The sequence below is a fragment of the Indioceanicola profundi genome, assembly GCF_003568845.1.
Lineage (GTDB): Bacteria > Pseudomonadota > Alphaproteobacteria > Azospirillales > Azospirillaceae > Indioceanicola > Indioceanicola profundi.
Map to the genome: position 1 here is coordinate 952,501 of NZ_CP030127.1, position 24,216 is coordinate 976,716.

Consider the following 24,216-nt stretch of genomic DNA (forward strand, 5'->3'; position numbering starts at 1 on the left):
TCCTTTCCCACTTAGCCACCACTTGGGGACCTTAGCTGGCGGTCTGGGCTGTTTCCCTCTTGACGATCGACCTTAGCACCGACCGTCTGCCTGCCGGACTGTACTCCACGGTATTCGGAGTTTGGTTAGGTTTGGTAAGGCTCGCGCCCCCCTAGCCCATCCAGTGCTCTACCCCCGTGGGTAATCATCCGACGCGCTACCTAAATAGCTTTCGCGGAGAACCAGCTATTACCCGGTTTGATTGGCCTTTCACCCCTAACCACAGCTCATCCCCGACCTTTTCAACGGGCGTGGGTTCGGCCCTCCAGTGGGTGTTACCCCACCTTCAGCCTGGCCATGGCTAGATCACCGGGTTTCGGGTCTACAGCATGCAACTCAACTCGCCCTCTTCAGACTCGCTTTCGCTTCGCCTCCAGCTATCGCCTTAAGCTCGCTGCATACTGTAAGTCGCTGACCCATTATACAAAAGGTACGCGGTCACCGCGCAAGGCGGCTCCCACTGCTTGTAGGCATCCGGTTTCAGGTGCTCTTTCACTCCCCTCGTCGGGGTGCTTTTCACCTTTCCCTCACGGTACTGGTTCACTATCGGTCACTGAGGAGTACTTAGGCTTGGAGGGTGGTCCCCCCATGTTCAGACAGGATGTCTCGTGTCCCGCCCTACTCAAGGATCTTCTCCGGTTTACCCGTACGGGGCTATCACCCGCTCTGGCCCGACTTTCCAGACGGTTCCGGTTATGTAGAGAAGACCACTGGCCTGGTCCGCGTTCGCTCGCCACTACTAGCGGAGTCTCGGTTGATGTCCTTTCCTCCGGGTACTTAGATGTTTCAGTTCCCCGGGTTCGCCTCCTGAACCTATGTATTCAGTCCAGGATACCGCTTGCGCGGTGGGTTGCCCCATTCGGAAATCCACGGATCATAGCCTGCTCGCGGCTCCCCATGGCTTATCGCAGCGTGCAACGTCCTTCATCGCCTCTCAGTGCCAAGGCATCCACCAGATGCCCTTATTACGCTTGATCCTCTCGGTTGCGCATCATGCACAGGAGCAAGCCTGCACACGCCGCCACAACGAAGATGCTTTCCTCGGTCACAAAACTCTCTATTCAATTGTCCAAGAACCGCCCAGGGCGCAAAGCCCAAGGCAAGGTTGGTTGCGGGAGCAGGATTTGAACCTGCGACCTTCAGGTTATGAGCCTGACGAGCTACCGGGCTGCTCCATCCCGCGCCAACATGTCCATGTTTGTTCAGCCCCGGGGCCGGCAGAGCCGGCAGCGACCTACTCTCCCACGTCTTAAGACGCAGTACCATTGGCGCTGAGGTGTTTCACGGCCGAGTTCGGGATGGGATCGGGTGTTGGGACCCTCGCTATGACCACCGGCTCGGCAGGCCCCGGGCAAACATGGATGGTTTTGAGAAAAGATGCGCCGGCGGCGGCCCCTTACCTGGAAACCCAGGGCCTGAACATCTCAGGCGGGGCGGCGGATGAGCCGGTTCCTTAGAAAGGAGGTGATCCAGCCGCAGGTTCCCCTACGGCTACCTTGTTACGACTTCACCCCAGTCGCTGACCGTACCGTGGTCGGCTGCCTCCCTTACGGGTTAGCGCACCGGCTTCGGGTAAAGCCAACTCCCATGGTGTGACGGGCGGTGTGTACAAGGCCCGGGAACGTATTCACCGCGGCGTGCTGATCCGCGATTACTAGCGATTCCAACTTCATGCACCCGAGTTGCAGAGTGCAATCCGAACTGAGATGGCTTTTGGAGATTCGCTTCCCTTCGCAGGGTCGCTGCCCACTGTCACCACCATTGTAGCACGTGTGTAGCCCAGCCCGTAAGGGCCATGAGGACTTGACGTCATCCCCGCCTTCCTCCGCCTTGTCAGCGGCAGTTTCGCCAGAGTGCCCAACCAAATGATGGCAACTGACGATGAGGGTTGCGCTCGTTGCGGGACTTAACCCAACATCTCACGACACGAGCTGACGACAGCCATGCAGCACCTGTGTCCCGGCCTCCGAAGAGGAAAGCGCATCTCTGCGCCGGTCCAGGCATGTCAAGGGCTGGTAAGGTTCTGCGCGTTGCTTCGAATTAAACCACATGCTCCACCGCTTGTGCGGGCCCCCGTCAATTCCTTTGAGTTTCAACCTTGCGGCCGTACTCCCCAGGCGGTCGGCTTAATGCGTTAGCTGCGACACCGAAGCTCTAAGAGCCCCAACGTCTAGCCGACATCGTTTACGGCGTGGACTACCAGGGTATCTAATCCTGTTTGCTCCCCACGCTTTCGCGCCTCAGCGTCAGTATCCGTCCAGTGGGCCGCCTTCGCCACCGGTGTTCTTCCCAATATCTACGAATTTCACCTCTACACTGGGAATTCCACCCACCTCTCCGGAACTCAAGCACTCCAGTCTCAAATGCTGTTCCCAGGTTGAGCCCGGGGCTTTCACATCTGACTTGAAGCGCCGCCTACGCGCCCTTTACGCCCAGTAATTCCGAACAACGCTAGCCCCCTTCGTATTACCGCGGCTGCTGGCACGAAGTTAGCCGGGGCTTCTTCTCACGCTACCGTCATCATCGTCGCGTGCGAAAGAGCTTTACAACCCGAAGGCCTTCATCACTCACGCGGCATGGCTGGATCAGGGTTGCCCCCATTGTCCAATATTCCCCACTGCTGCCTCCCGTAGGAGTCTGGGCCGTGTCTCAGTCCCAGTGTGGCTGATCATCCTCTCAGACCAGCTACTGATCGTCGCCTTGGTGGGCCATTACCCCACCAACTAGCTAATCAGACGCGGGCCGCTCCCTTGGCGATAAATCTTTCCCCCAGAGGGCTCATCCGGTATTAGCGTCCGTTTCCAGACGTTATCCCAGACCAAAGGGCACGTTCCCACGCGTTACTCACCCGTGCGCCACTAAGGCCGAAGCCTTCGTTCGACTTGCATGTGTTAGGCCTGCCGCCAGCGTTCGTTCTGAGCCAGGATCAAACTCTCAGGTTTGAAGCGGATATCGGCCGAAACCAACATCCTCATCGACGGAGCACCTCAACCGGTGCAATCCTACCCGAATTGTCTCCTGAAGCACCCGCCCCGATGTCTCCATCAGAACAGGTCAGAGCATTCTTGGCGTGATGCACAAGCTATAAGGCACTCCAAACACCAGCTCCCGCCGGCACCCAGAGACCGCCGCCTGCGCATCCCTTCTCAAAACCATATGCAGTTGTTCAAGACCCGTCAGCCCCACCCCGGAGGGCGGAACCGTCAAGCGCCAGAGCCTCCAGGCGACCGCCTGGCCAGCTCGCAGCTGCTTGTCTGAAATCCGTCCGGCGACCCTGTCGCTGGAACCCGCCCGGCTCAGCACCGCGGCGGGAGCGGCTATATAGCCAAGCCCGGAAACACCGTCAAGCGCTTTCCAGAACTTTTTTCCAGAACCACGCCGCCGCCCATACCGCAGAGCCCCACACATATGGCCATCGCTGAAACCAAGCCAAGAGCTGTCGAGAAGGACCTTAGCCCCGTCCCGCGGTGTGCACGACCAGCAAGCCCACTTTTCCGTTCCAGCTCCTGCCGTCTCCGAACTTGGCGAAGTAGATGTTGCCGTGGCCGTCCCGCATGTGGCTGCCGGTATAGATCGCCTGCTCCACCTCTCTGACCAGGGTGACGGCGCCGCTTTCGATCTCATAGGCGTAAAGGTTGGAAGTCCATCCTCGGTTGGTCTGAGGTATTCCGTAGATCCGCTGTTCATCGGCCGACAGGATGATCCCGTAGAGGGAGTTCACCCGCACGCCGGCATCAAAATCCTTTTTCGGCAGAAAATGGCCGAGATGAGAAAATTCCCCGGAGTCCGTATCCAGCCTGTAAAGCTCGCCGTTCACCGTGGACAGGTAGATCGTCCGGCCATCACCGGTCCAGGTCTGGCCGTTCCAAAAGCCGCCAGTCGCCGTAAAAGGCGTCGGGGCCATGCTGCCAGTGGCGGGATCGAACTCCCAAATGGGATGCGTCGCCCCCCGGTGCGTCGGATCCTCAGTGCCGCGATAGGTATAGATTCTGCCGCCGGATGTCGCCACGATCTCGCGGCTGACTGGGTTACCAAAGCTCCAGGGAATGCCGGGCACGATCTTCTCGACGCGTTCGGCCTTGCTGTCGAACAGGACGATGTCGCTGTAGGGATGCGTCAGCCCGGCTATGAGACTGGTACCCGGCACCTGCGACAGGGCGATGATGCCCTGGTGCCGGACCACCACCCCGTCCGGAAGGCGGCTGCTGATGTCGTCCAACCTGTCGGCGGCGATATCATAGGCATAGAGGTGTGCTCCCCGGTATTCCGGCAGCCCGTCGATGGCGCCTTTGAAGTCGTGGAATCCCTGGGACCCCATGATCATTCTGCCGTCCACCTCCAGCATGCGGGTATGGCCCTTGGGGATTTCCTCGCCCGACCGGAGATTTCCGGCCGCTGCCGATGCGTCCATAAAACTGCCGAGAAAGCGGCGCTCGCCGGTGGCAGGATCGTAGCGGAACACCAAAAAGTCCTCCCGCCCGTCCGGCCGCAGGCTGGTGAAGCCGATATAAACCCGCCCCTGCCCGTCCATTCCCATGGCATTCCAGGATTGCTGCAGGATGAATCCCTCGGGCGCGATGTCGTCGAAGGAGATCACCGTGGTCGAAAGCTCCGACCGCACCTGCCCTGCTTCGCTTCCAGCAGATGCGCCATCAACACCCAGCAGCGCCAGAACGGCGATGAACGCCGCGATCATGCTTCTCATACCCGATCCCACGCCAATCATTGCCGGCTGAACGGCCCCCCACACGGCGGGACCTGTCCTGGACAACGCCGGAACATGTGCCAGGGCTCCCAAACCGCAGGTGACCGTGTTGCGGGTCCGTCGCAAGAAGCACGAAGGGCGGCCGAACGGCCGCCCTTGCATTCTCCCGAAGTGGCGAACTTCAGAGCAGGAAATCGGACGCCTGGAGATCCAGCCCCTGTCCGACGACGGTGATCAGCAGGTCGGCCCTCCCGTCACCATCCAAATCGCCGGAAACGAGGAAGCTGTTCCGCCCGTCCGAAGCCTCACCGCGCGTGATCTGCAGCCGTCCCGCGGCCCCTTCGCCGAAATGGAAGGAGCCGGCCTCTCTGAGATTGATCTTGTCGCCTTCTTGGCTGCTGAAATCCTCGATCCGGTCATGCCCTCCGAGGTCGCTGAAGACGAACAGATCGCTGCCGCCGCCGCCGATGAGAATGTCGTCGCCTTCCAGACCGTTGAGAATATCGCTCCCGGCATTGCCGGTCAGCCTGTTGGCAACGTGATTGCCCACCAGATAGTCCCGTCCCGAGCCGCCGGTCGCATTCTCGATGATCGTATTGTAGGCGATGCTGATGTTCCGGTGCGACGTAGCGTCGATCCCGGCATAACCGGTATCCGCTGCCAGGCGGGAGGCGCCCAGCGAACCGATGAAATCAGCAAACTCGTCAACCTCTGCCTGACTGGTCCACAAGGCAAAGTCGCCCTGGGCCGCATCGGTCGCGGCATTGAACTCCGCCGTGATCGCATTGGCCTGAGCGAGCGTCGGCGAGCCGATAGTGGCCGAGCTGAAGGCTCCCGGCCTCAGATCAAGGAAGACGCCCCGGGCCGCGGTGGAGAAGTCGAAAGTATCGATGCCGCCGGCATCGTATACGGACAGATAGGGAAACGGGTTCTTCGCCAGATCGTAGACGGCGTTGCCGGCATTCGAGTTGGCGAAATAGGTCGTGTTGCCCACGCGGGTGGTCGGATCTGCACCATACTTGGCCTGGATGGTAAGAATATCGTGCAGCAACGGCGTCTGGGCATTGCCGACAAGACCGAGCGCCACGTCCACTGGCTGCGCCCCGGATTCTTGCGGGCCGAAATAGGACATGATCGAATACTGCTCGGTATCCTGAGCGTAGAACGCGTCACCCTCGTAGGTGATCGGATCGGGCTGGCCGTCACCGTCATTGTCATCGCTGAAGTTGTAGTCGCCGGGGTGGCTCAGCCCCAGCGCATGGCCGGCTTCGTGGATCAGCGTGGTACGCCCATATCCGTTGTACTGGAGCCAATCATTGGTCCAGTTCACCTCCGGCGTCGCGGTCCAGACGTCGCCCTGGTACTTGTAGCCGTTACCAGGATAGTAGGCCCAGGCCTGGGCCGGGCCGGTCGAGGTATTGGCGAAGAGAATGTCCGCGCCGTTACCGTTCTTTTCTACAACCTTCTGGACAACAAGATCGTCCCACAGAACCATTGCCTCACGAGCCACAGCCTTCTGTGCATCGCTGAAGGGCGAATAGCCGTCCGGTTCGGAGAAGCCGTAGTTCGGATTGTTGTAGACGCCGATGGAGTGCGGCCCGTCGAAGAAGCTGAACGTGATTGTCTTGCCGGAAATCTTGCTGCCGCCGTCGATCTGGCCGATCACCTGCTCCTGGTTGAAGATCGGCTTGCCGGCATAGGTCGCAATCCCTGCATAATCCTCCAGCAGGAAGGGCAACGCGCTAGTCGCTTCGACGCCTTTGCCCGTTATAAGGCGCGCATCACTGTCCGTGCGCTCTTCAATCTGCCGGATAATCGCCTGCTCTCGTGCCATCAATTATTTCCCTGCTCATCTCTCGTTATAGGCAAGAGACCGTTCGCGGACTCTCGCAGTGATGTTAGGAGCGCGATCAGTTGAATGGCTGAGGCAAAAAGTGGCTGGAGCGGCAATTCAGGATGCGCAATAGCCCCTATTCGAGCGGGGCTGTACTTCCCCTTGGCAGGTGGACACGGAGCATCCAGACTGACGGAGGCGTGCCGTAGCCAGTCGTGCGCATCGGAGGGGCGAAGCTGTCCGGCAAGCTCCGCTCGCAGCTGCAGGAGCAGACATGTTCGACGGGTTCGGTACCGGCCGTTTCTCCACCCCGGATCAGGTCGACATCTTCTACCGCATCGGCGGAAGCGGCCCGCCGTTGCTGCTGCTGCACGGCTATCCCCAGAACCATGCCATGTGGCATCTCGTGGCGCCCGGGCTGGCTGAGCGCTTCACCGTGGTCTGCCCGGATCTTCGCGGTTACGGGGATAGTGCCAAACCGGCCGGCGGACCGGATCATTCTGGATATTCCAAGCGGGCCATGGCGGCGGATCAGGTGGCGCTGATGTCCCATCTTGGATTCCACCAGTTCCGTGTCGCCGGGCATGACCGCGGAGCCAGGGTCACGCACCGCATGACCCTGGATCATCCCGATGCTGTCGAGCGCGCCGCGGTGCTGGACATCGTCCCGACCCGGACCGTCTTCGAGGCGATCAATCAACGTATGGCAATGGCCTATTATCATTGGTTCTTTCTGAGTCAGCCCCACGGGCTGCCGGAACGGATGATCGGCGCGGATCCGGACTTCTATCTGCTGCGTAAACTGCAATCCTGGTCGCGTATTCCGGACGCCTTCACGCCTATGGCCGTGGCGGAATATCGGCGCTGCTTCCGGGAGCCGGACTGTATCCACGCGACGTGCGAGGATTACCGCGCCGGCGCCGGCATCGATCTGATCCATGATGCGGCCGATTTCGGGAGGAACCGGGTACAATGCCCGCTGCTGGTGCTGTGGGGCGGACGCGGGATCGTAGGCGACGCTTACGACGTGCTGGCCGTCTGGCGGGACTACGCCGACGATGTCCAGGGCCGGTCGATTGATTGCGGACACTTCCTGCCGGAGGAAGCGCCGGCGGAAACCCTGTCCGCACTGGCTGAATTCTTCTGACCGAGATACCGCCGCCTGAGGATCGGGGGACCTTCAGACTGTCTGACGGGTTCACCTTCCACCTGGCGGAACCGGCCGGACCTGTCCGTACGCAGTTCGAGGAGCAGGATGATGATCTACAGGAAACTTGGCCCCACCGGCATCGAGGTATCCGCCCTTGCCCTGGGCTGCATGACCTATGGCGCGCCGGAGCAGGGCAACCACCCATGGACCCTGCCGGAGGAGCAGAGCCGGCCGCTGATCCGCCAGGCCGTCGAGCTGGGCATCAATTTCTTTGACACCGCGAATGTTTATTCCTTGGGCAGCTCCGAAGAGATCGTCGGCCGCGCCCTGAAGGAGTTCGCTCGGCGGGACGAGATCGTGGTGGCGACCAAGGTCCATGGCCGGATGCGCCCCGGCCCGAACGGCGCCGGTCTGTCGCGCAAGGCGATCTTCACGGAGATCGACAACAGTCTACGTCGGTTGGGCATGGATCATGTGGACCTGTACCAGATCCATCGCTGGGACCCGTCCACGCCCATCGAGGAGACCATGGAGGCGCTGCACGATGTGGTAAAGGCCGGAAAGGCGGTGCATATTGGCGCCTCCTCCATGTTCGCCTGGCAGTTCGCCAAAGCCCAGCATGTTGCGGAGCGGCACGGCTGGACCCAGTTCGTGACCATGCAGAACCATCTGAACCTGCTTTACCGTGAGGAGGAGCGGGAGATGCTGCCGCTCTGCGCCGACCAGGGCGTCGGAATCCTGCCCTGGAGCCCCCTCGCCCGCGGGCGGTTGACCCGCGCCTGGAGCGAGGAGACGGAGCGGACGCGCACGGACGCGTTCGGTCGCAAGCTTTACAGCCAGACCATGGACGCCGACCGGGCGGTGGTGGAGCGCGTCGGGGAGGTGGCTGCCGCACGGGGTGTGCCGCGGGCGCAGGTGGCTCTTGCCTGGCTGCTCCAGAAGCCGGGAGTGACCGCCCCGATTATCGGGGCATCCAAGCCGGGTCACCTGGAGGATGCGGTCGCCGCCCTGTGCTTGACCCTGACGGCTGAGGAGATGGCCCGGCTCGAGGAACCCTATGTTCCCCACCCGGTGGCCGGTTTCTAGACCGGTTTCATCCGCTCAGGGCCGGCATTCGCCGATGCGCCCTAGGTGGACGCGCCGGCAGCCGCATGGATATAAGGGTCCACGTCACCATAGACACGGGGCGAGATGTCCCGCCAAAGCAGCCCCTTGACCTGCTTGTTGGCGTTGAGACGGTCGCAGATCCTATGCGCGACCGACTCATCCGCCGATATGGGCGCCCACCTGTTGGCGACCCGATCCTGTACGCCCCAATGGGGCGACAAGGCAGGGAAACGTATCACAACGTAAGCCATGTTCCACTCTCCCGGACTGAAACTGCGCTCATTGCGTCGCATGAACGTGGAGCGCGGGCGTGTGTTCCACCCTTTCGAACAGAATGCGCTTCAAGGCGAAGTCTGCCGCCGGAGCCGCCAGCCGCCGACCTTGCCAACCGGATTGCGAGGAACTAAAAGTGCCGGCCAGTGCGGCAGCCATTCGGGGCCGCGCCAGCCATACGGCTTGATCGGCCGCGTGCACCCGCCGGGCGCTGATCTTCCACCCCATACCCTGCAAGATCGGAAACATGACCCCAGTCCGCGTCCGCATCGCACCGTCGCCGACCGGCGAGCCGCATGTCGGCACCGCCTATACGGCCCTGTTCAATGTCCTGCTGGCCCGTCGTCTGGGCGGCGAGATGATCCTGCGCATCGAGGACACGGACCAGACGCGGAGCACACCGGATTCCGAGCAGAAGGTGATGGAGGCCCTACGTTGGCTGGGGCTGCACTGGTCGGAAGGTCCGGACAAGGGCGGCCCCCATGCGCCCTACCGCCAGAGCGAGCGGCGCCACATCTATCCGCAATACGTCGACAAGCTTCTTCACGACGGTCACGCCTTCAAGTGCTTCTGCACGCGCGAGCGTCTGGACGTCATGCGCGAGGAGCAGCGCCGCCGCGGCGAGCAGCCGAAATATGACGGACTGTGCCTGCACCTGACGCCTGAAGAGGTGAGCGCCAAGGAAGCGGAGGGAATTCCGCACGTCGTGCGCATGAAGGTTCCGGAAACCGGCGAGTGCACCTTCGAGGATGGCGTCTACGGAACGGTCAGCATTCCCTGGGCGTCGGTCGACATGCAGGTCCTGATGAAGGCCGATGGCATGCCGACCTACCACATGGCCAATGTGGTGGACGACCATCTGATGAAGATCACCCACGTCGCCCGCGGCGAGGAATGGATGTCCTCCGTTCCGAAGCACCTGCTGCTCTACCGCTATCTCGGGTTCGAGCCGCCGCAGTTCATGCATCTGCCGCTGCTGCGCAATCCGGACCGGACCAAGCTGTCCAAGCGGCGCAACCCGACCTCGATCTCCTATTTCAGCAGCGTCGGCTATCTGCCGGAAGCTTTGCTGAACCTCATGGGCCTCGGCTTCGTGTCCATCGCCGAGGGCGACGAGGTGATGACGCTGGACGAGCTTGCCGCCGCCTTCGATCCGGGCAGCATGGCCAAGGGCGGGGCCGTTTTCGATCTTCAGAAGCTGGACTATCTCAACGGCCGCTGGCTGCGTGAGAAGCTGGACGAAGACGGGTTCCGGGCGCGGCTGCTGGACTGGGCCATGATGAACAACCGCCTCGCCGGTGGTCTGGAGCTGGCCCGCACCCGCATTGCGCGACTTGGCGATCTGCCCGATCTGGTGAGCTTCCTGTTCCGGTCGGACCTGAACCTAACCCGTGCCGATTTCGAGGCAACCAAGAACGGCGCCGAGGACAGCGCGGTGGTCCTGAAGGCTATCCTCGCCATGGTGGACACGCTTCCGGAATGGAGCCGCGAGGCCATCGAGGAGGAGGTTCGTAGGATCGCGGACGGGATGGGCCGCAAGCTCCGGGTCGTCATTCCGCCGATTTTCGTCGCCATGTCCGGCAGCACGCGCTCGCTGCCCTTGTTCGACTCCATGGCCCTGCTGGGCCGGTCGATCGTGCGCCAGCGCCTGAAGATGGCCCTGGCCGTTCTGCCAGACGCGCCCTGACCGCCATCCACGGCGGAAATGACAGGGGGCCTGGGCAAACATCCCAGGCCCCCTTTCGATTCGTAGGCCGCGGCGTATGAAAAAGAAGGAAGAGTCGTCGGTCAAGCCACCCGCGCTTCCGCAAGGAACTGCTCCAGGCGGGCGCGCAAGGCGTCCGACTGTTCCTGCAGCCCACGCGCCGCGGCAAGAACCTGCTCAGCGGCGGCTCCTGTCCGGCCGGCGGTTCCGGTGACGCTGGTGACTCCCTCCGCCGCCTTCCGGGTGGCGGCCGCGGCAAGCGATGCGGCCCGGGAGATTTCCGAAGTGCTGGCATCCTGCTGTTCCATGGCGGCGGCGATGGCCACCGAAACATCGGCCATTCCGTCGATGGTAGTGCCGATCGTCCGGATCGCGTCCACCGCGCCGGTGGTGGCCGCCTGAACGGATGCGACCTGCTGGGCAATCTCCTCCGTGGCGCGGGCGACCTGACTGGCCAGCCCTTTCACCTCCGAAGCCACCACGGCGAAGCCTTTGCCGGCCTCGCCGGCGCGGGCTGCCTCGATGGTCGCGTTCAGGGCCAGGAGGTTGGTCTGCCCCGCAATCTGCTGGATCAGCCCGATGACCTCACCAATGCGCCGCGCGGACTCCGACAGGCCGCCCACGGCCGCATCAGTGGCGCGAACCTCCGCCACGGCCCGTTCCGACATCTGCTTCGACCGGGATACCTGTCCCGCCACGTCGCGGATTGATGCGGCCATCTCCTCCGCCGCCGAGGCCACCGTCTGCACGCTGCCGGTCGCGTCCTCCGCAGCCCGTGCAGCGGCAGCCGCCTGCCGGTTCGCCTCGCCGGCAAGTCCGGCCATGGACTGGGCGGTGGAGTCCAGCTCCGTGGCGGCGGCGCCGACCGTCCGCAGCGCCTGGGCGGCGTCCTGGTCGAACATGGTCAGCAGATCGTCCAACGCCTGTGCCCGGCGTTCCCGCACCACAGCGCCGTCCTTCTCGGCCGCCGCCAGCCGACCGGCTTCGGCCAGACTATCCCGGAACACCTCGAGTGCGCCGGCAAGATGGCCGATCTCATCCGCGCGTCCCCGACCTGGCACAGCCACGGACAGGTCACCCGCCGCGAGCGCCACCGTGGCCTGGGTCAGGGTCCCGAAGGGACGGAGAACGGCGATGACGATATAGCCGATGAAGGCAGCGCCCAGAACCAGCGACAGGCCCAGGCAGACAATCATTCCCCAATGTGCCAATTGGGCGGCCTGCTGCGCATCGGCGTGGGTGGAAGCCGATACCCCTTCGATGCTGGCGCTGACCTCCGCCATGGCGCTTTCAAGCCTGCCGAAACTGTTGGCGAAGCCGTCGAGGCCGCTTTCCGCCATCGACGGGTCCATGAGCGCCAACTCGACCAGCTTCTCGGCGGAGCGGACATAATCCTCCAGCGGACGCTGAACCCTGCCAAGCGCCGCCTGGATCGCGGGGTCCAGCGGCAGCGCTGCATTCGCCGCTATCAGCAGCCGGAACTGCCGGGCATGTTCCTCAAGCTCCTGCTGCACGGCGGCCTTCTGCTCGTCCGTCACGTCGAAGCGCCCGGCGGTGACGAAGGCGTTCAGCACGTCGCCGCGCAGGGCGTCGTGCATCATGTCCCCTTCAAGGTGGTTGCGTAGAGCCTCTTCGACAGTGGCCGTCTCACGGGACGCCTTTCTCATCGTTTCCGTCGACCAGATGCCCGCTGCAGCAATCCCCGCAGCCAGCAGGGTCATCCCCACTGTCATCGCCGTCAGCCTTGCCTTCAATGTGACCATGCAACCCCCTCCCGATCTTCGAGCGCAAGACAGCGCAATGGGCCACCATTTGCTGACAGCCTGTTTTTAATGAAGCCTTATCTATAAATCGGCCGCTGTCCACACGTTTTCATGCAGAAATTGGTCGCCGACCGAACACTCGCCTCTCCAACATGGCTGAAGCTGCGTTTAGTGCTTAGCTATTCAAATTTCCGAACGGTGGCCCGACAGGGAATTCCAGCCTGCCTTAACGCATTTACTTGACGCGGTCTCCGCCAGGGTCAGCGTCGCGGCGTTTTGGCCGTGCCCTGGCGGATGCGGGTGATCGGAACCCGGTCACGGGCATCGTTGCGGGCGAAGGTGACACCGGTCGCATCCACCTCTGCTATCCGCCACCCTCCGATTTCCTGGCCGAGGCCTAGCCTACGGATCTTGCGGGTTGCGGGGTCTAGCACATGGACGATGATCCGGTCGACGCTGCGGGCAATACCCTGGACGACGAACTGCGCTCGTGAGTGGGCCGCCTCCTCCACCACCGGCTCCACGATTTGAACTGCCGGCAGCGGCTTGCGGCTGATCGTGAAGATCGGGCGGGCGAGCAGCAATTCACGCTCATCGGCGATCACGACTGCGGCGGCACGCTCGGCCGCCAAGCCGTCCACAGGGGAACTCGGCAGAGCGTCGGCCGGACCGGGCTCGTAGGTGATCCCGTTCAGGAGGATCATGGCTCCGATGAACAGGGCCGCGCCCGGCGGCAGCAAGGATCGGATGCGCGGCGTCATTGGGCGGTCTCCACGCGGGCCAGGGCCTCCACCTCCATCTGGATATCCAGGCGCGGCCGCTCCGGCTCATTCGCGACGGTCGTTACCGAGATCGCGATCTGCCGGATTCGCAGGGCCGGACTGTGCGCGTCCATCATGGCCAGAAGCTCGATCAGGGCCGGCTGGTCGGCCGAGAGGCGCAGCCGGTTGGCGGCCGTGATCAACTCGCCCTCGCGCTGGAGCGGAAGAGCCTGGGCGCTGCGGACCTGCGCGCCGGCCCTCTGCGCCAGGGACTGGAGTTCCTGCTGCAGCATCGCTCCAGCGACCGCCTCACTGCCGGCGCGGAGCAGGTCGGCCCGCACGGCAAGGTCACCGGCCAGGGCATCCAACCGTTGTTCCGCCTGCTCCGCGCGACTGACAATCGCGGCCAGCCGCCCCTCTACAGCGCGGGCAGCTTCCAGCTCGGCTTCCGCCGCGTGGCGCAGATCGAAGGCAGGCTGCACCAGCCCTTGCCAGCAGAAAAGCACCAGAACGACCAGGACCGTCAGCGCCAGGGCGCGGCCGACGGGCGGGGACAGGGTCGCAAGGATCATCGGGGCTCCTCCGCGGCGGACATGTCTATATCCAGCGCAAGGGAGAAGCGTTCACGCCCCTGCGCCCCCGGCACGACAGGCGACTGGAACACCGGCTCCCCGAACAGCGGCGAAGCGTCCAGGGCGGCTACCAGCGCAGTGGCAGACCCGGTATGCCCTTCGATCCGGATCGTGCCGTCCGACATGCTGAAACTGGTAAGATGGGTGCTGTCGTCGGCGATTTCCGTCAGCGCGGCCAAGGCCATCTGCGCCGTAATTCCAGCCCGGAAGCCGTCCAGGCGTCTTGCTTGCGCCGCAAGCGCGTCGACCTGCCGCTCCGTCTCGGCGACCGCATCGGCGCGCGGGCGTAGTTCCGCGATCCGGTCGTGAACCCGCACCCTCGCCTGTTCCGCCCGTATCACCGGCAGGGCCGTGCCGACCAGGATTGCAGCAACGGCGCCAGCCCAGGCCAGGAACCTGAACCGGGACAGCCGGCGCGGGCGCGCCCCGCTGCCCGGAGCCTGGATTGGAACCGGTCCGTCGGGCGTTTGCACGGCTAGACCGGCAAGCGTCGCCCCCGCCGCGGATACCGCGGCCAGCACTGGGTCCAGGACCCTTCTGGGAACGGCGACCAGATCGGCGTCGAGCATGTTGGCGGTGGCATCGCGGGCACGCACGCGATGTCCGCTGGCCAGATCGGCCGCGAAGAAGGGAGTCCGGCGCTCGATCTCGAAAGACAGCGCCTGGGACAAGGCCCGCTCGGCCGTCAACGGCAGCCGCACGGGACAGACCAGCGCCTCTTCCTCCGCCACCAGCACGCGGACATCCCGCCCGCCGATGCGGCCGGCCAGCGCCTTCCTTCCTTCCGGCGTGAGCGGCCATGGCAGCTCCAGGGCCGACCCGGCCTCCTCCGCCACGACCAACCGTCCACCCCCGGCGCGGACCAGCATGGGTTCCGGCAGCAGCAAGGCGCGTGTCCGCACCGGCAGGCACTGCTTCAGCTCACCCAGCCACCAGATCCATGCCTGCCCGGCTGCGGATGTCAGCCTGTCCAAGGATGCGTTCATGGAGACGCCCCCATCCGCAATGCCACGGCCACCCGCACCGGCTCCCGGCTAGATGCCGCATCCGCTTCCAGCCGCATCTCGACCAGGGCCGGCAGCGTGGGGCGGCGGTCCCAACGCTCCGCCCAGCCCTCCGCAGCATGCCAGTAGCGGAGCTTCAGCTCCCTCGCAGCAGGCAGCAGCAGGCGTGTTCCGCCGGATGCTCCGGTTCGGTCGGTGAGAAGACGCCACCCGACCGCCAGCCCGTCCGGCTCCAGCGACAGCGTGACAAGATGGGGTGAAGCGAGGCCGAACCGGTCGGGCAGGTTCGTGACGAAGGTCAGCCGATCCGGAAGCCCGTCGAACAGGACAGGTGCCGACCTCTCGCGCCCCACGCGACGCGGCTGCGCCTGGGCGATCCAGTCGGCGACCTGACGTTGGACGAGAAAGTGCTGGCTGCCATCATCGTTCAGCCTGGCCGACAGGCGACCGGCCGTGTGCAGGGCCTGGTGCCCGGCCACTGACAGCAGCCCCAGCAGGACCAGAACCACCAGCAGTTCCAGAAGGGTGAAGCCGGCGCGGTGCGGAATCATGGGAAAGCCCCTGTCAAGCGGCGCGTTTCCAGTCCCAGCGGCTGCCGGTGACGCCCCTCTGTCCAGGATACCTCCACATGCACCTCGACGAGGCGTAGGGTGGTGCCGGGCGCTTCCCGGGCGCAGCAGGCGGAAAGCCGCCAGTCGAATCCGCCTTCCCGCCCGCTGACCTCCCCCCCGGGCGGCACGTCCAGGTCGGCGCCCATCCGCGCCAGCAGGGATTCCGCCAGCAGCACGGCCTGCTCCCGCCGCTCAGCCTTCCCGGCAGCCAGCGCTGCCAGCGACATTCGCGGCAGGAGAGCGCCGATCGCCAGAGCCAGCACCATGAGGGCCACCAGCACCTCGATCATCGTGAAGCCGGACCGGTGCGGCATGTGGTCAGTCATGGAGTTCTATCCTGCCTGTCAGCCAGTCCACCCGGATTTCACGCCGCTCCGGCGGGAGGCCTACCTTCAGGGTCCCGCCGGTGGAGCCGCCATCGGGGAAGAAGCCGATCCAGGACGCTTCCGCCTGGGTCTCCGCGACGCCCAGCAGTTCGAGCGATCCGCTGGGCAGTTTCCCTTCCCGTCCAGCCGGGTGGGTCCTCCATGTCCGGCCGCCCAGATCGAACTGCACGCGCGTCGGCGCATCCGCCGAAACGGCCTGGAGACGGGCGGCCGCGAGACCCAGCGCCAGTTCACGCAGGGCTGACCGGTCGCGCGCGCCTGCGGCCCGTTCCTGCAGGAAGGCCGGCGCAAGCGCCGATAGCCCGCCAAGGATCAGCAGTGCGACCAGCAGCTCCAGCAACGTGAAGGCCGGTCGCGACGGCATCACCAGCTCCCGACGTCCTGGTTCTCGCCGGTACCTCCCGGCGCGCCGTCCGCCCCCAGGCTGAAAATGTCGACCTCTCCCTTCTCGCCCGGGATGCGGTACTGGTAGGGGCGGCCCCAGGGGTCGCGGATCATTTCCGCCTTGCGAAGGTAGGGGCCGTTCCAGCGCGTGGCCCCGCTGGGCCTGTCCACCAGCGCCGCCAGCCCCTGCTCCTGCGTGGGCATGGAACCGTTATCCAGCCGGTACAGGTCCAGTGTGGTAAGAATGTTCTGCACCTGAAGCTTGGCGGTATCGACCTTTGCGCCACCCAGATAGCGGCCAACAGCGGGTGCGGTCACGGCGGTCAGCAGGCCGAGGATGACCAGCACGACAAGCAGCTCCAGCATGGTGAAGCCGTCACGCGCCCCGGCAGCAGTCATGCCCGGTCTGGCGCCTTTGTTCCGGCGGGATCGCATCGGATTGTCTCCCCTTGTCCATCTGCGCCACAGGCTAGGAGCCGCCTGCCCCGGCCGCGCCCCCCAAATCACCGCTCCGAAGGGATAGTGCGGGGCGCATCGGAACAGCCCCGCCGATACCCGTTCCCTAGAAGCCAAGATCGAACTTGATCGGGGTCTTGATCATGAACTGGGCGTCCGGAGCATCCTCGGTGATGCCGTAGGCGAAGCTGAAGTTCAGCCCCATCCGCTCATTGAGGCGGTGGCTCAGTCCCATCACCGCGCGGCCGACGGTCAGCCGGTCCGCGCCCGCCAGGGCCTCGCCGTCCTGTTCCGTGATGCCGACGAACTGCCAGTCGCCGCCGAAGCTGACCGAGGTCCGGTCGTTGAGCGCCAGCGACACGCCGAAGCTCGTTCCGATGACGTCGCCGGGATCGATGGACGAATCCTCGATGGTGCGCTCGTGGTTATAGATGTAGCTGAGGTTGGCGTAGAAGACGGCCGGGTCGCTGGCCGTGATCATTGTCAGGCTGGGCTCGAAGGACCAGAACCCGCTGCCGGTGGAAGGCTTCGTTTCCAGCCCGCTGACGGAGTCCCTTTCGGTCTCGAACGGATCCCGGCCGGTCGTGGACTTCACGCGCATGTTGCCGACGAAAATCGGCCAGTCGTTCCGGCCCTCATTGATCTGATGGTGAAGGCCGAATTCGATGTCGCCCAGATCCCCGCCCTCTGTCTCAAAAACCTCCTGTCCGGACGAACCGTTGCCAAGGGGGCGGGAGCGGGTGCGGTCCATGCGGTAAACGTAGGGCACGCGCACATCCATTTCAAAATCGTCCGTCACGCCGTAGCGCGCCGTCAACGATCCCACCACCGTATCGCGCAGGGTATCGCGCAGCTCGAAGCTGCCGATCAGAATGGCCGGTAGAACGGTAAAGCCCGACATTTCCACCCGGCGGGAGCTGTTGGCCACATACTCCACGGCTGGCTCCAGCGACAGCTCGCCCCGGCGCAGCAGGACTCCGCCGCCCGGCGTGATCTGGTCGTTGCGAGCCCGCTCGTCGGCGGCCTGGGCTACCTGCTGGCTCGCCGGGGGTGGCGCGGATGGTGCTGCCGACGGCGCTTCCGCAACCTGGGTAAGGCCGCGGGCGCTGTAGGTGCCGAGGTTCAGCACCGGCCCGGATGTGGGCGGCGGCGCCTGCATGGCCTCCGCCATCTGTTGCGACAGGGTGGCAGCGCCCGGCCGGACCAGTGCGCTGCGCACCAGCTCCGTATGTTGCGACAAGGCGGCCTGATGGTCGCGCAGGGCCGCGGTGTTGGCCGACAACGCCGCCTGCTGCTCACGCACAAGCGTTTCCAGTGCCGCCAGCCGCTGGACCAGCTCGGCGCGGGTGGGCTCCGGCGCCCCTCTCTGGGTGCTGCAGGCGGCGAGCGGCACCGCCAGCAGGGCGACCATGCTGACGCGTGACAAAAGGGCTGAATTCCACCTGAAAGAACGGGGCATATAGACTCTCCCGAGGGCGCGGTCTCGCCTAAAGAAGGGCGATCCGCCGTTGCCCGCAGTTTGTTGAAAATATTCCCCGATATCTGCGGGGGAGTCGCGTTAACACCTAGGGGTAGGGAACACCTACCCAGCGCCCTGACCATCGGTTGCGCACCCCTCCAGCCCGCCATGGACCCTGGGGACGACCGTTCAGCGCAACGGTCGTTGCGGTCGTTGCCCGCCCGGCGAGCGTAAGATCAGAACCCACAAGCGTCAAATAACCGCTTGGACCCGTATGCGCTCGGTCATTATAAACCCATGACTATCTCAGCCCATCCCAAATGAAATAGGCATATAAAAGTCAAAATCATCCAACACAGGTAGCCGTGTCTTGTTGGTAGTGTCGCGTAACTCTTAGCGAGAGTAGAGGGAATACGGCCGTGTGTTAATGTCTGGGCCAGGGAGCAGGGCAGCGGGGATGAGCCGGGCCGCCTGTCCCGAAGGACAATCGAACATCAGCAGGGGAGTTGAACATGCCTGACACCGTTATGGCCTTCGGCCGGAGCCTGGGCGCTGGCACCCAGTATGGTACCCTGGCCCACGGCTATCCGCTGCATGGCCACGGCACGGCAGAGGGCGCCGAGTCCGCCGCCCAGGACTCCGCAAGGCTGGCCTTGCTGGAAGCGCTGCTGGATCGACTGCCGCTGGCCGTCATGGCGTTCGACCGCGCCGCACGTCCTCGGATACTGAACCAGCGGGCGCGCCAAATCCTGCAACGCAATGACGGGCTGGGGCTCGCGCACGGGCATCTGGTCGGCGGCTCGCCGGTGCAGACGGCCGCCCTGCGCGCTCTGCTCGCCGCCGGCCCGCAGGATGGCCGTCCGCCCGCCGACACGGCCTTCATGATCACCCGCCCTTCCGGTGAACGCCCCTACAACCTGATGATCTGTCAGGCGGCTCCCGGCCTGGCGCCCGGCCTGACCATGCTGGTGACCGCCGATCCGGACCAGGAAGCGCCGATCAATGTGCAATGGCTCCAGAAGTTCTACGGCCTCACCCCCACCGAAGCCCGGCTTGCCCGGGAGGTCGGGTCGGGACGCACATTGAACGAGGCGTCCGACACGCTCGGCATCAGCATCGGAACGACCCGGGCCCACCTGAAGAACATCTTCGGAAAGACCGGCACCTGCCGCCAGGCCGAACTGGTCTACGTGCTGCTCTGCGCCCAGGCGCAGATCCTCCGGCCCCAGTCCTGAACGGGGCGTCCCCCATCCAGCAGTCCCGGAGCGGCACTTCCGGATTAGCCGCCTCCGGCCCGATCACCCCAGCCGTCCGGATTAGGTGGCATGGGAGACGCGGCGGGAAGGACCGCCCGTCATCATCATGGGCGGCGTGCCCTCCGGCCCGCCCTTCCACCCGCACAGTCAGGAGAACGACGATGAAAAGGACCTTGCTGGCGGGCGTGTCAGGCGTGGCTTTGGCGGCGGCACTGACCACCGCCCCCCACGCTCTGGCGGCTCCCGCCCAGAATACCGTCAAGATCGGCGGCCCCAACAACGCAGCCGCCGTCGTGGACTCCCGCTCGGAGAGCGTGCAGGTCCGCAGCGAGAACAGCCTGACCCGGACCGGCGATGCCGGCGAGGGGCTGGTCACGGTCCAGCAGAACACGGGCAATGCCAACGCTGTTTCCGCCGCCTCGGGCATCACCGCTCCCGCTTCCGCCACAGGCATGGACAGCAAGGTGGAAGTCTACGGCGCGGCTGCCGAGCTTGATGCCCGCTCCACCGGCGATACCCGCGCCAACACCGGCGTGGACAGCATGACCGGCTTCAAGGGAGCCGCAACGGTGCAGCAGAATGCCGGCGATCTGAACCAGATCGCCGCCGGCACCGCAGTCCAGGCGCAGACCGGAACCACCGAGCAGGCCACCCAGACGGTGCGGGTCGCCGGCCAGGTCGGCCGCGGCGGCAGCGGCGCGGAGGCGATCGACACCGACTCCCAGCGCGGCAACTTCCTGACCCGCTTCATGGACCGGGCCATGGGCCTGCTGGGCCTTCAGCAGAATACCGGCAACGCCAACGTGATCTCATCCGGCACCGCCGTGACCGCGATGGGCGGCGCCGGCGCAGTGGAACAGAATGTCAGGAGTGAGAGCTCCGTCGACCTCACCAACTCCGCGGACCCGATCACCGCGTTGGGCGGCCAGCGCGTCAACAGCCTCCAGCAGAGCTTCGGCAATGCCGCCGGGGTGATGACGGTGCAGCAGAACAGCGGCGATGCCAACGCCATGGGGGCGGCCGTCGCCATCGCCGGCAGCATGGATGAGGAGAGTGAAGGCACAGCCGCCCAGCGCGTCCGCGCCGGGGGCAGCACCCAGGGCGGCTATACCAACCAGGAGGGCGGCGTCCGCACCTCGGGCATCGATGGCTCCTTCACAGGCGCGTCGGGCGTCATGACGGTGCAGCAGAACAGCGGCTCCGCCAACGCGATCAACGCCGCAACAGGCGTGCAGGCCAGCGGCGCCGGCATGAAGGAGCTGGACACGTCCGCCACGGCTGATGCGATCCAGGTCGTGCCGACCCTGGACCATGACGCCGGCACCCGGCCGCAGACCGCCGCGCGGACCACCGGCATTTCCAACGGCTCCTTCAACGGTGCCGCCGGCATCATCACGGTCCAGCAGAACAACGGCGACTCGAACGGTCTGTCCGCGGCAACCGCCGTGAGCGCGGGCGACCGTAGCGGCCGTGACCAAGCCCGCACCAAGGCAGCGAGCACCGGCCAGGTTGCAGACGCCTATACCAGCGACGCCGGCAGCGTCCGCCGCAACGCCATCGACAGCTCCTTCAACGGTGCCGCCGGCATCATCACGATCCAGCAGAACAACGGCTCCAGCAATTCCATGGGCGCGGCCACCGCGGTCGTCGGCCAGGTCGGCAGCGGCGGATCGCTGAACCAAGTGGCCGACAGCGGCAACAACCTCTCCATCGCCGGCTTCGAACTGATGGCCGAAGATTCGGAGAGGACGAACGGGCTCTCGCAAGCGTTCAACGGCGCCAAGGGCGTCATCACGATCCAGCAGAACAACGGCGACGCCAACACCGTGAACACGGCCCTGTCCGTGACCGCCGGCGTCGGCCGCGGCGCTGCCGCTGAAAGCTCCCAGAAGGCGGTCACTTACACCGAGAGCACGTTCAACATGGTCGATCAGGGCGTCGCCTATGGCGTCCAGGACCCGCAGACCCTGGCTCGCACCAACGGCCTGGACCGCAGCCTGAACGGGGCTGGCGGCGTGGCAGCAGTGGTGCAGAACAACGGCAGCAGCAACTCCATCGCCGCCACTGCCGCCGTTCAGGCAGACATCGGAGGCGGGGCCAACGGCTCCTCCGTCGCCGAGGCGATGGCGCGCACCTTTGAGAACACGCTGACCACGGATGTGAGCGCCGCCTCCCGGCAACCGGTGCGCGGCAACAGCCTGACGGACAGCCTCAACGGGTTCGAGGGCGTCGCCACGGTGCAGCAGAACAATGGCGACGGAAACGCCATGTCCACCGCGATGGCCGTCCGCATGCAGGAGGGACCCGACGGTGCGGTATCCACGCAGCGGGCCCAGGCCGGCGGCATTGTCGGGCAGCATGATGTGCTGGACGATTACGGCTCCCGCCGTTCCAACGCGCTGAAGGATGCCGTGAACGGCACGTCCGGCGTCCTGTCGGCCCAGCAGAACAACGGCAACGGCAACTCCATGTCCCAGGCTATCGCCGTCGGCGCCAGCCTTGGCACGGGGGATGCGCGGCAGACCGTCCGGGTGGACAACGAGGTGACCCTTCTTCCTGCCATGGACATGGGTGCGCATCGTGAAAACGCCGTCCGCGACTCCCTGAAGGAGACGGAAGGCCTGATGGTCCTGCAGCAGAACAATGGCGACGGCAACGCAATGTCCGTTGCGACGGCGGTCAGCGCCGGGCTCCGGGGCAACAGCGGCTCCGCATCCAGGATGGACGTCAACAACATGGTCGACACGACCATGCCGGCCGACGTGGACTATCCGGACGACGCCTATGGCCCCCGGACCGGCCGCCGCGGCAACAGCGTGGATAACGGTCTTGCCGGAAGCAGCGGCGTAGCCGTCCTGCAGCAGAACAACGGCAGCGCCAACGCCATGGGGACCGGCCAGGCGGTTCGTGCCGGCACGGCCGGCGGTCCTGTCTTCGACCAGGACGTCAACGTCGCCTCCCAGGCGCTCTACGGGGCCACCATGCAGATGGGCTCCGGAACCGCCCACCCGGCGGACCGCGCGAACAGCCTGGGCACAGGCACGCTCGACGGTTTCGGCGGCATCGCCGCGGTTCAGCAGAACAACGGCGACAGCAACGCCCTGGGCATGGCCCAGAGCGTCCTGGCCGGCGAGCGGAGCGGACGGGATCTGAACCAGTCCCTCACCCTGGACGGTGTTGCGGGAGGCGGCGGCGCCGAAGGCTGGGGCGATCTCGGCGGCGACAACGGGTCCAGCCGCAGCAATGCCCTTACCGCGGCAGGAGCCCGGGCGAGCGGCGTGATCGCGGTCCAGCAGAACAATGGCGACGGCAACGCCATGTCGGCGGGGCAGGTTGTGGCGGCCAACCAGGGCCGGCGGAACCTGGACCAGTCGCTGGATGCCGCCGCCCTTGTCCAGGGCAACAGCACCCAGACCGTCGGCGGCAACCGCCGCAACAGCCTGGATCGCTCGCTGGACGAAGCTGAGGGCCTGATCACCGCCCAGCAGAACAATGGCGACAATTCCGTCATGAACGCCGGTTCCGCAGTGGCCGCCATCGGACCGGACAGCGTGGCGGCAACCCGGGGCATGATCGCTCAGGACGTGCGGACCATGGGCACCGTGGACAGCGTCACTGCCCGCCAGATCGATCCCGGCGTTCGCAGCAACCAGCTCCGCGACAGCGCCGATGACGCCAGCGGCATCATCGCCCTGCAGCAGAACAACGGCTCGAACGCCGCGATGGGGCTCGGCATGGCCGTGACGGCGGGCACTGCCGACAACCTTGCCAGGAAAGTCGCGCAGACGGCCCGGGCCGGCGGTGAGATCAGCAACGCCACTGCCATCTCGGAAGGGACGCCGGCGGCCGACACGACCCGCGACAACGCAGTGAACAGCACCGCCAAGCGGGCCAAGGGCATTGTCTCCGCTCAGCAGAATAACGGCGACAACGCCGTGCTCTCCGCCAGTGCTGCGGTTGCCGCCGGGCGGGGCGTCGATCCTGACGGCACCGTGAAATCCGCCAGCCGCACCAGCGGCAGCGTGGCCGATGTCGAGGCCAATGGCGGGCAGCCGGGCAAGCGCAGCAACGGCATCGACGAAGACAGCTTCGGCGGGGCAGAGGGGCTGGTCGCCGCCCAGCAGAACAATGGCGACAACAGCGTCCTGGCGAACAGCACTGCGGTGACCGCCATCATGGCCGTGCCTGCCGATCAGGCCGGCGCAACCCTGGAGGCGAGCGCAAAGGCCAGCGCCAGCGTCAGCGGCGCCGTTGCCAGCGGCGGAGGCGACCGGGCCAACGGTCTGGCCGGCAGCTTCAAGGATGCCGGCGGCATCCTGGCGGTGCAGCAGAACAGCGGCGACAACTCCGTCATGGGAGCTGCCACCACGGTCACCACCGCGGCGGGCGGCGCGTTCGGCGCCATCGCTTCCGTGGCGGATGTGGAGGCCACCGTCGCCGACACTTCTGGCGTGGTTTCGGGGGATGCCGCCACGTCCAACACGGTGCAGCAGGGAGCCTTCGCCTCGGCCAAGGGCGTCGCCGTGGTGCACCAGAACAACGGCAACAACAACGCCATCCAGTCCGCGATCGTCGTCACGGCGCGGCACTGAGCACGCCCACCCAGCCGGAAGCCGCATGGCGCGGCTCCCGAGCCCGGCACCGGCGCAACAATACGGGAATCCAGGAAAACCAGCCGGACAGGCCAAATC

18 protein-coding genes, 1 tRNA gene and 3 rRNA genes (1 of these 22 only partly in view) are annotated in these 24,216 nt (G+C 65.2%); 5 read left to right on the forward strand and 17 right to left on the reverse strand.

What is annotated here, in order from left to right; genetic code table 11:
- The 6 genes from DOL89_RS20350 to DOL89_RS20375 form a co-directional block, all read right to left on the reverse strand.
- Positions 1-1,016: ribosomal RNA gene (locus DOL89_RS20350) — 23S ribosomal RNA — on the reverse strand; it reaches 1,732 nt to the left of the window's first position.
- 129 nt (positions 1,017-1,145) lie between these two features.
- A tRNA-Met gene (locus DOL89_RS20355) sits at positions 1,146-1,222 on the reverse strand.
- Positions 1,223-1,260: 38 nt separating this feature from the next.
- Positions 1,261-1,376: ribosomal RNA gene (gene rrf / locus DOL89_RS20360) — 5S ribosomal RNA — on the reverse strand.
- 120 nt (positions 1,377-1,496) lie between these two features.
- A 16S ribosomal RNA gene (locus tag DOL89_RS20365) occupies positions 1,497-2,981 on the reverse strand.
- The 16S, 23S and 5S rRNA genes sit together here with 1 tRNA gene alongside, the layout of an rRNA operon.
- 509 nt (positions 2,982-3,490) lie before the next feature.
- Positions 3,491-4,744 carry an NHL repeat-containing protein gene (locus DOL89_RS20370; protein WP_205574716.1) on the reverse strand — a complete coding sequence of 418 codons (1,254 nt, stop codon included), beginning with the start codon at positions 4,742-4,744 and terminating at the stop codon, positions 3,491-3,493.
- Between the two features lie 181 nt (positions 4,745-4,925).
- A complete protein-coding gene (locus DOL89_RS20375; protein ID WP_119681168.1) occupies positions 4,926-6,578 on the reverse strand; it encodes a M10 family metallopeptidase C-terminal domain-containing protein in 1,653 nt (550 codons plus the stop codon).
- Positions 6,579-6,852: 274 nt separating this feature from the next.
- Here DOL89_RS20375 and DOL89_RS20380 point away from each other — a divergent pair, with 274 nt between their 5' ends.
- Both DOL89_RS20380 and DOL89_RS20385 read left to right on the forward strand, forming a co-directional pair.
- Positions 6,853-7,725 carry an alpha/beta fold hydrolase gene (locus DOL89_RS20380; protein WP_119681169.1) on the forward strand — a complete coding sequence of 291 codons (873 nt, stop codon included), beginning with the start codon at positions 6,853-6,855 and terminating at the stop codon, positions 7,723-7,725.
- A 111-nt stretch (positions 7,726-7,836) separates the two neighbouring features.
- A complete protein-coding gene (locus DOL89_RS20385; protein WP_119681389.1) occupies positions 7,837-8,814 on the forward strand; it encodes an aldo/keto reductase in 978 nt (325 codons plus the stop codon).
- 41 nt (positions 8,815-8,855) lie between these two features.
- On the opposite strand, the gene DOL89_RS20390 is transcribed toward DOL89_RS20385, so the two are convergent.
- Together DOL89_RS20390 and DOL89_RS20395 are read right to left on the reverse strand one after the other, a co-directional pair.
- The gene (locus DOL89_RS20390; RefSeq protein ID WP_119681170.1) at positions 8,856-9,086 is read right to left on the reverse strand and encodes a hypothetical protein; all 231 of its coding nucleotides are present in this window, start codon (positions 9,084-9,086) and stop codon (positions 8,856-8,858) included.
- A gap of 28 nt (positions 9,087-9,114) precedes the next feature.
- Positions 9,115-9,357 carry a hypothetical protein gene (locus tag DOL89_RS20395; RefSeq protein WP_119681171.1) on the reverse strand — a complete coding sequence of 81 codons (243 nt, stop codon included), beginning with the start codon at positions 9,355-9,357 and terminating at the stop codon, positions 9,115-9,117.
- Between DOL89_RS20395 and gltX the strand changes: the two genes are divergently transcribed.
- Positions 9,356-10,795, forward strand: a complete 1,440-nt coding sequence (gene gltX, locus DOL89_RS20400) for a glutamate--tRNA ligase (protein WP_119681172.1) — start codon at positions 9,356-9,358, stop codon at positions 10,793-10,795. The two genes, DOL89_RS20395 and gltX, sit on opposite strands and share 2 nt — an antisense overlap.
- Before the next feature lie 101 nt (positions 10,796-10,896).
- Here the strand turns inward: gltX and DOL89_RS20405 are convergent, their stop codons facing one another.
- From DOL89_RS20405 to DOL89_RS20445, 9 genes are all read right to left on the reverse strand, one after another.
- Positions 10,897-12,576: a methyl-accepting chemotaxis protein gene (locus DOL89_RS20405; RefSeq protein WP_119681173.1), complete on the reverse strand. Its 1,680-nt coding sequence runs from the start codon at positions 12,574-12,576 to the stop codon at positions 10,897-10,899.
- A gap of 260 nt (positions 12,577-12,836) precedes the next feature.
- The gene (locus DOL89_RS20410) at positions 12,837-13,337 is read right to left on the reverse strand and encodes a hypothetical protein (RefSeq protein WP_119681174.1); all 501 of its coding nucleotides are present in this window, start codon (positions 13,335-13,337) and stop codon (positions 12,837-12,839) included.
- The gene (gene gspM / locus DOL89_RS20415) at positions 13,334-13,909 is read right to left on the reverse strand and encodes a type II secretion system protein GspM (protein WP_119681175.1); all 576 of its coding nucleotides are present in this window, start codon (positions 13,907-13,909) and stop codon (positions 13,334-13,336) included. Before gspM ends, DOL89_RS20410 begins: the two co-directional genes overlap by 4 nt.
- A complete protein-coding gene (locus DOL89_RS20420) occupies positions 13,906-14,955 on the reverse strand; it encodes a PilN domain-containing protein (RefSeq protein ID WP_119681176.1) in 1,050 nt (349 codons plus the stop codon). Before DOL89_RS20420 ends, gspM begins: the two co-directional genes overlap by 4 nt.
- On the reverse strand, positions 14,952-15,524 hold the full coding sequence (locus tag DOL89_RS20425; protein ID WP_119681177.1) for a prepilin-type N-terminal cleavage/methylation domain-containing protein: 573 nt from the start codon (positions 15,522-15,524) through the stop codon (positions 14,952-14,954). Before DOL89_RS20425 ends, DOL89_RS20420 begins: the two co-directional genes overlap by 4 nt.
- A complete protein-coding gene (locus DOL89_RS20430) occupies positions 15,521-15,910 on the reverse strand; it encodes a type IV pilus modification PilV family protein (RefSeq protein WP_119681178.1) in 390 nt (129 codons plus the stop codon). The genes DOL89_RS20425 and DOL89_RS20430 overlap by 4 nt, the downstream gene beginning before the upstream one ends.
- The gene (locus DOL89_RS20435) at positions 15,903-16,334 is read right to left on the reverse strand and encodes a GspH/FimT family pseudopilin (RefSeq protein ID WP_119681179.1); all 432 of its coding nucleotides are present in this window, start codon (positions 16,332-16,334) and stop codon (positions 15,903-15,905) included. Before DOL89_RS20435 ends, DOL89_RS20430 begins: the two co-directional genes overlap by 8 nt.
- Positions 16,334-16,789, reverse strand: coding sequence for a type II secretion system major pseudopilin GspG (gene gspG, locus DOL89_RS20440; protein ID WP_225890000.1), 456 nt, complete (start codon positions 16,787-16,789; stop codon positions 16,334-16,336). Before gspG ends, DOL89_RS20435 begins: the two co-directional genes overlap by 1 nt.
- A gap of 127 nt (positions 16,790-16,916) precedes the next feature.
- The gene (locus DOL89_RS20445) at positions 16,917-18,236 is read right to left on the reverse strand and encodes a transporter (protein WP_162937730.1); all 1,320 of its coding nucleotides are present in this window, start codon (positions 18,234-18,236) and stop codon (positions 16,917-16,919) included.
- 545 nt (positions 18,237-18,781) lie between these two features.
- Here DOL89_RS20445 and DOL89_RS20450 point away from each other — a divergent pair.
- Both DOL89_RS20450 and DOL89_RS20455 read left to right on the forward strand, forming a co-directional pair.
- Complete coding sequence (locus tag DOL89_RS20450) at positions 18,782-19,504, forward strand: helix-turn-helix transcriptional regulator (protein WP_119681182.1); 723 nt, start codon at positions 18,782-18,784, stop codon at positions 19,502-19,504.
- 182 nt (positions 19,505-19,686) lie between these two features.
- The gene (locus DOL89_RS20455) at positions 19,687-24,117 is read left to right on the forward strand and encodes a beta strand repeat-containing protein (RefSeq protein WP_119681183.1); all 4,431 of its coding nucleotides are present in this window, start codon (positions 19,687-19,689) and stop codon (positions 24,115-24,117) included.
- The last annotated feature ends 99 nt before the right edge of the window (positions 24,118-24,216 follow it).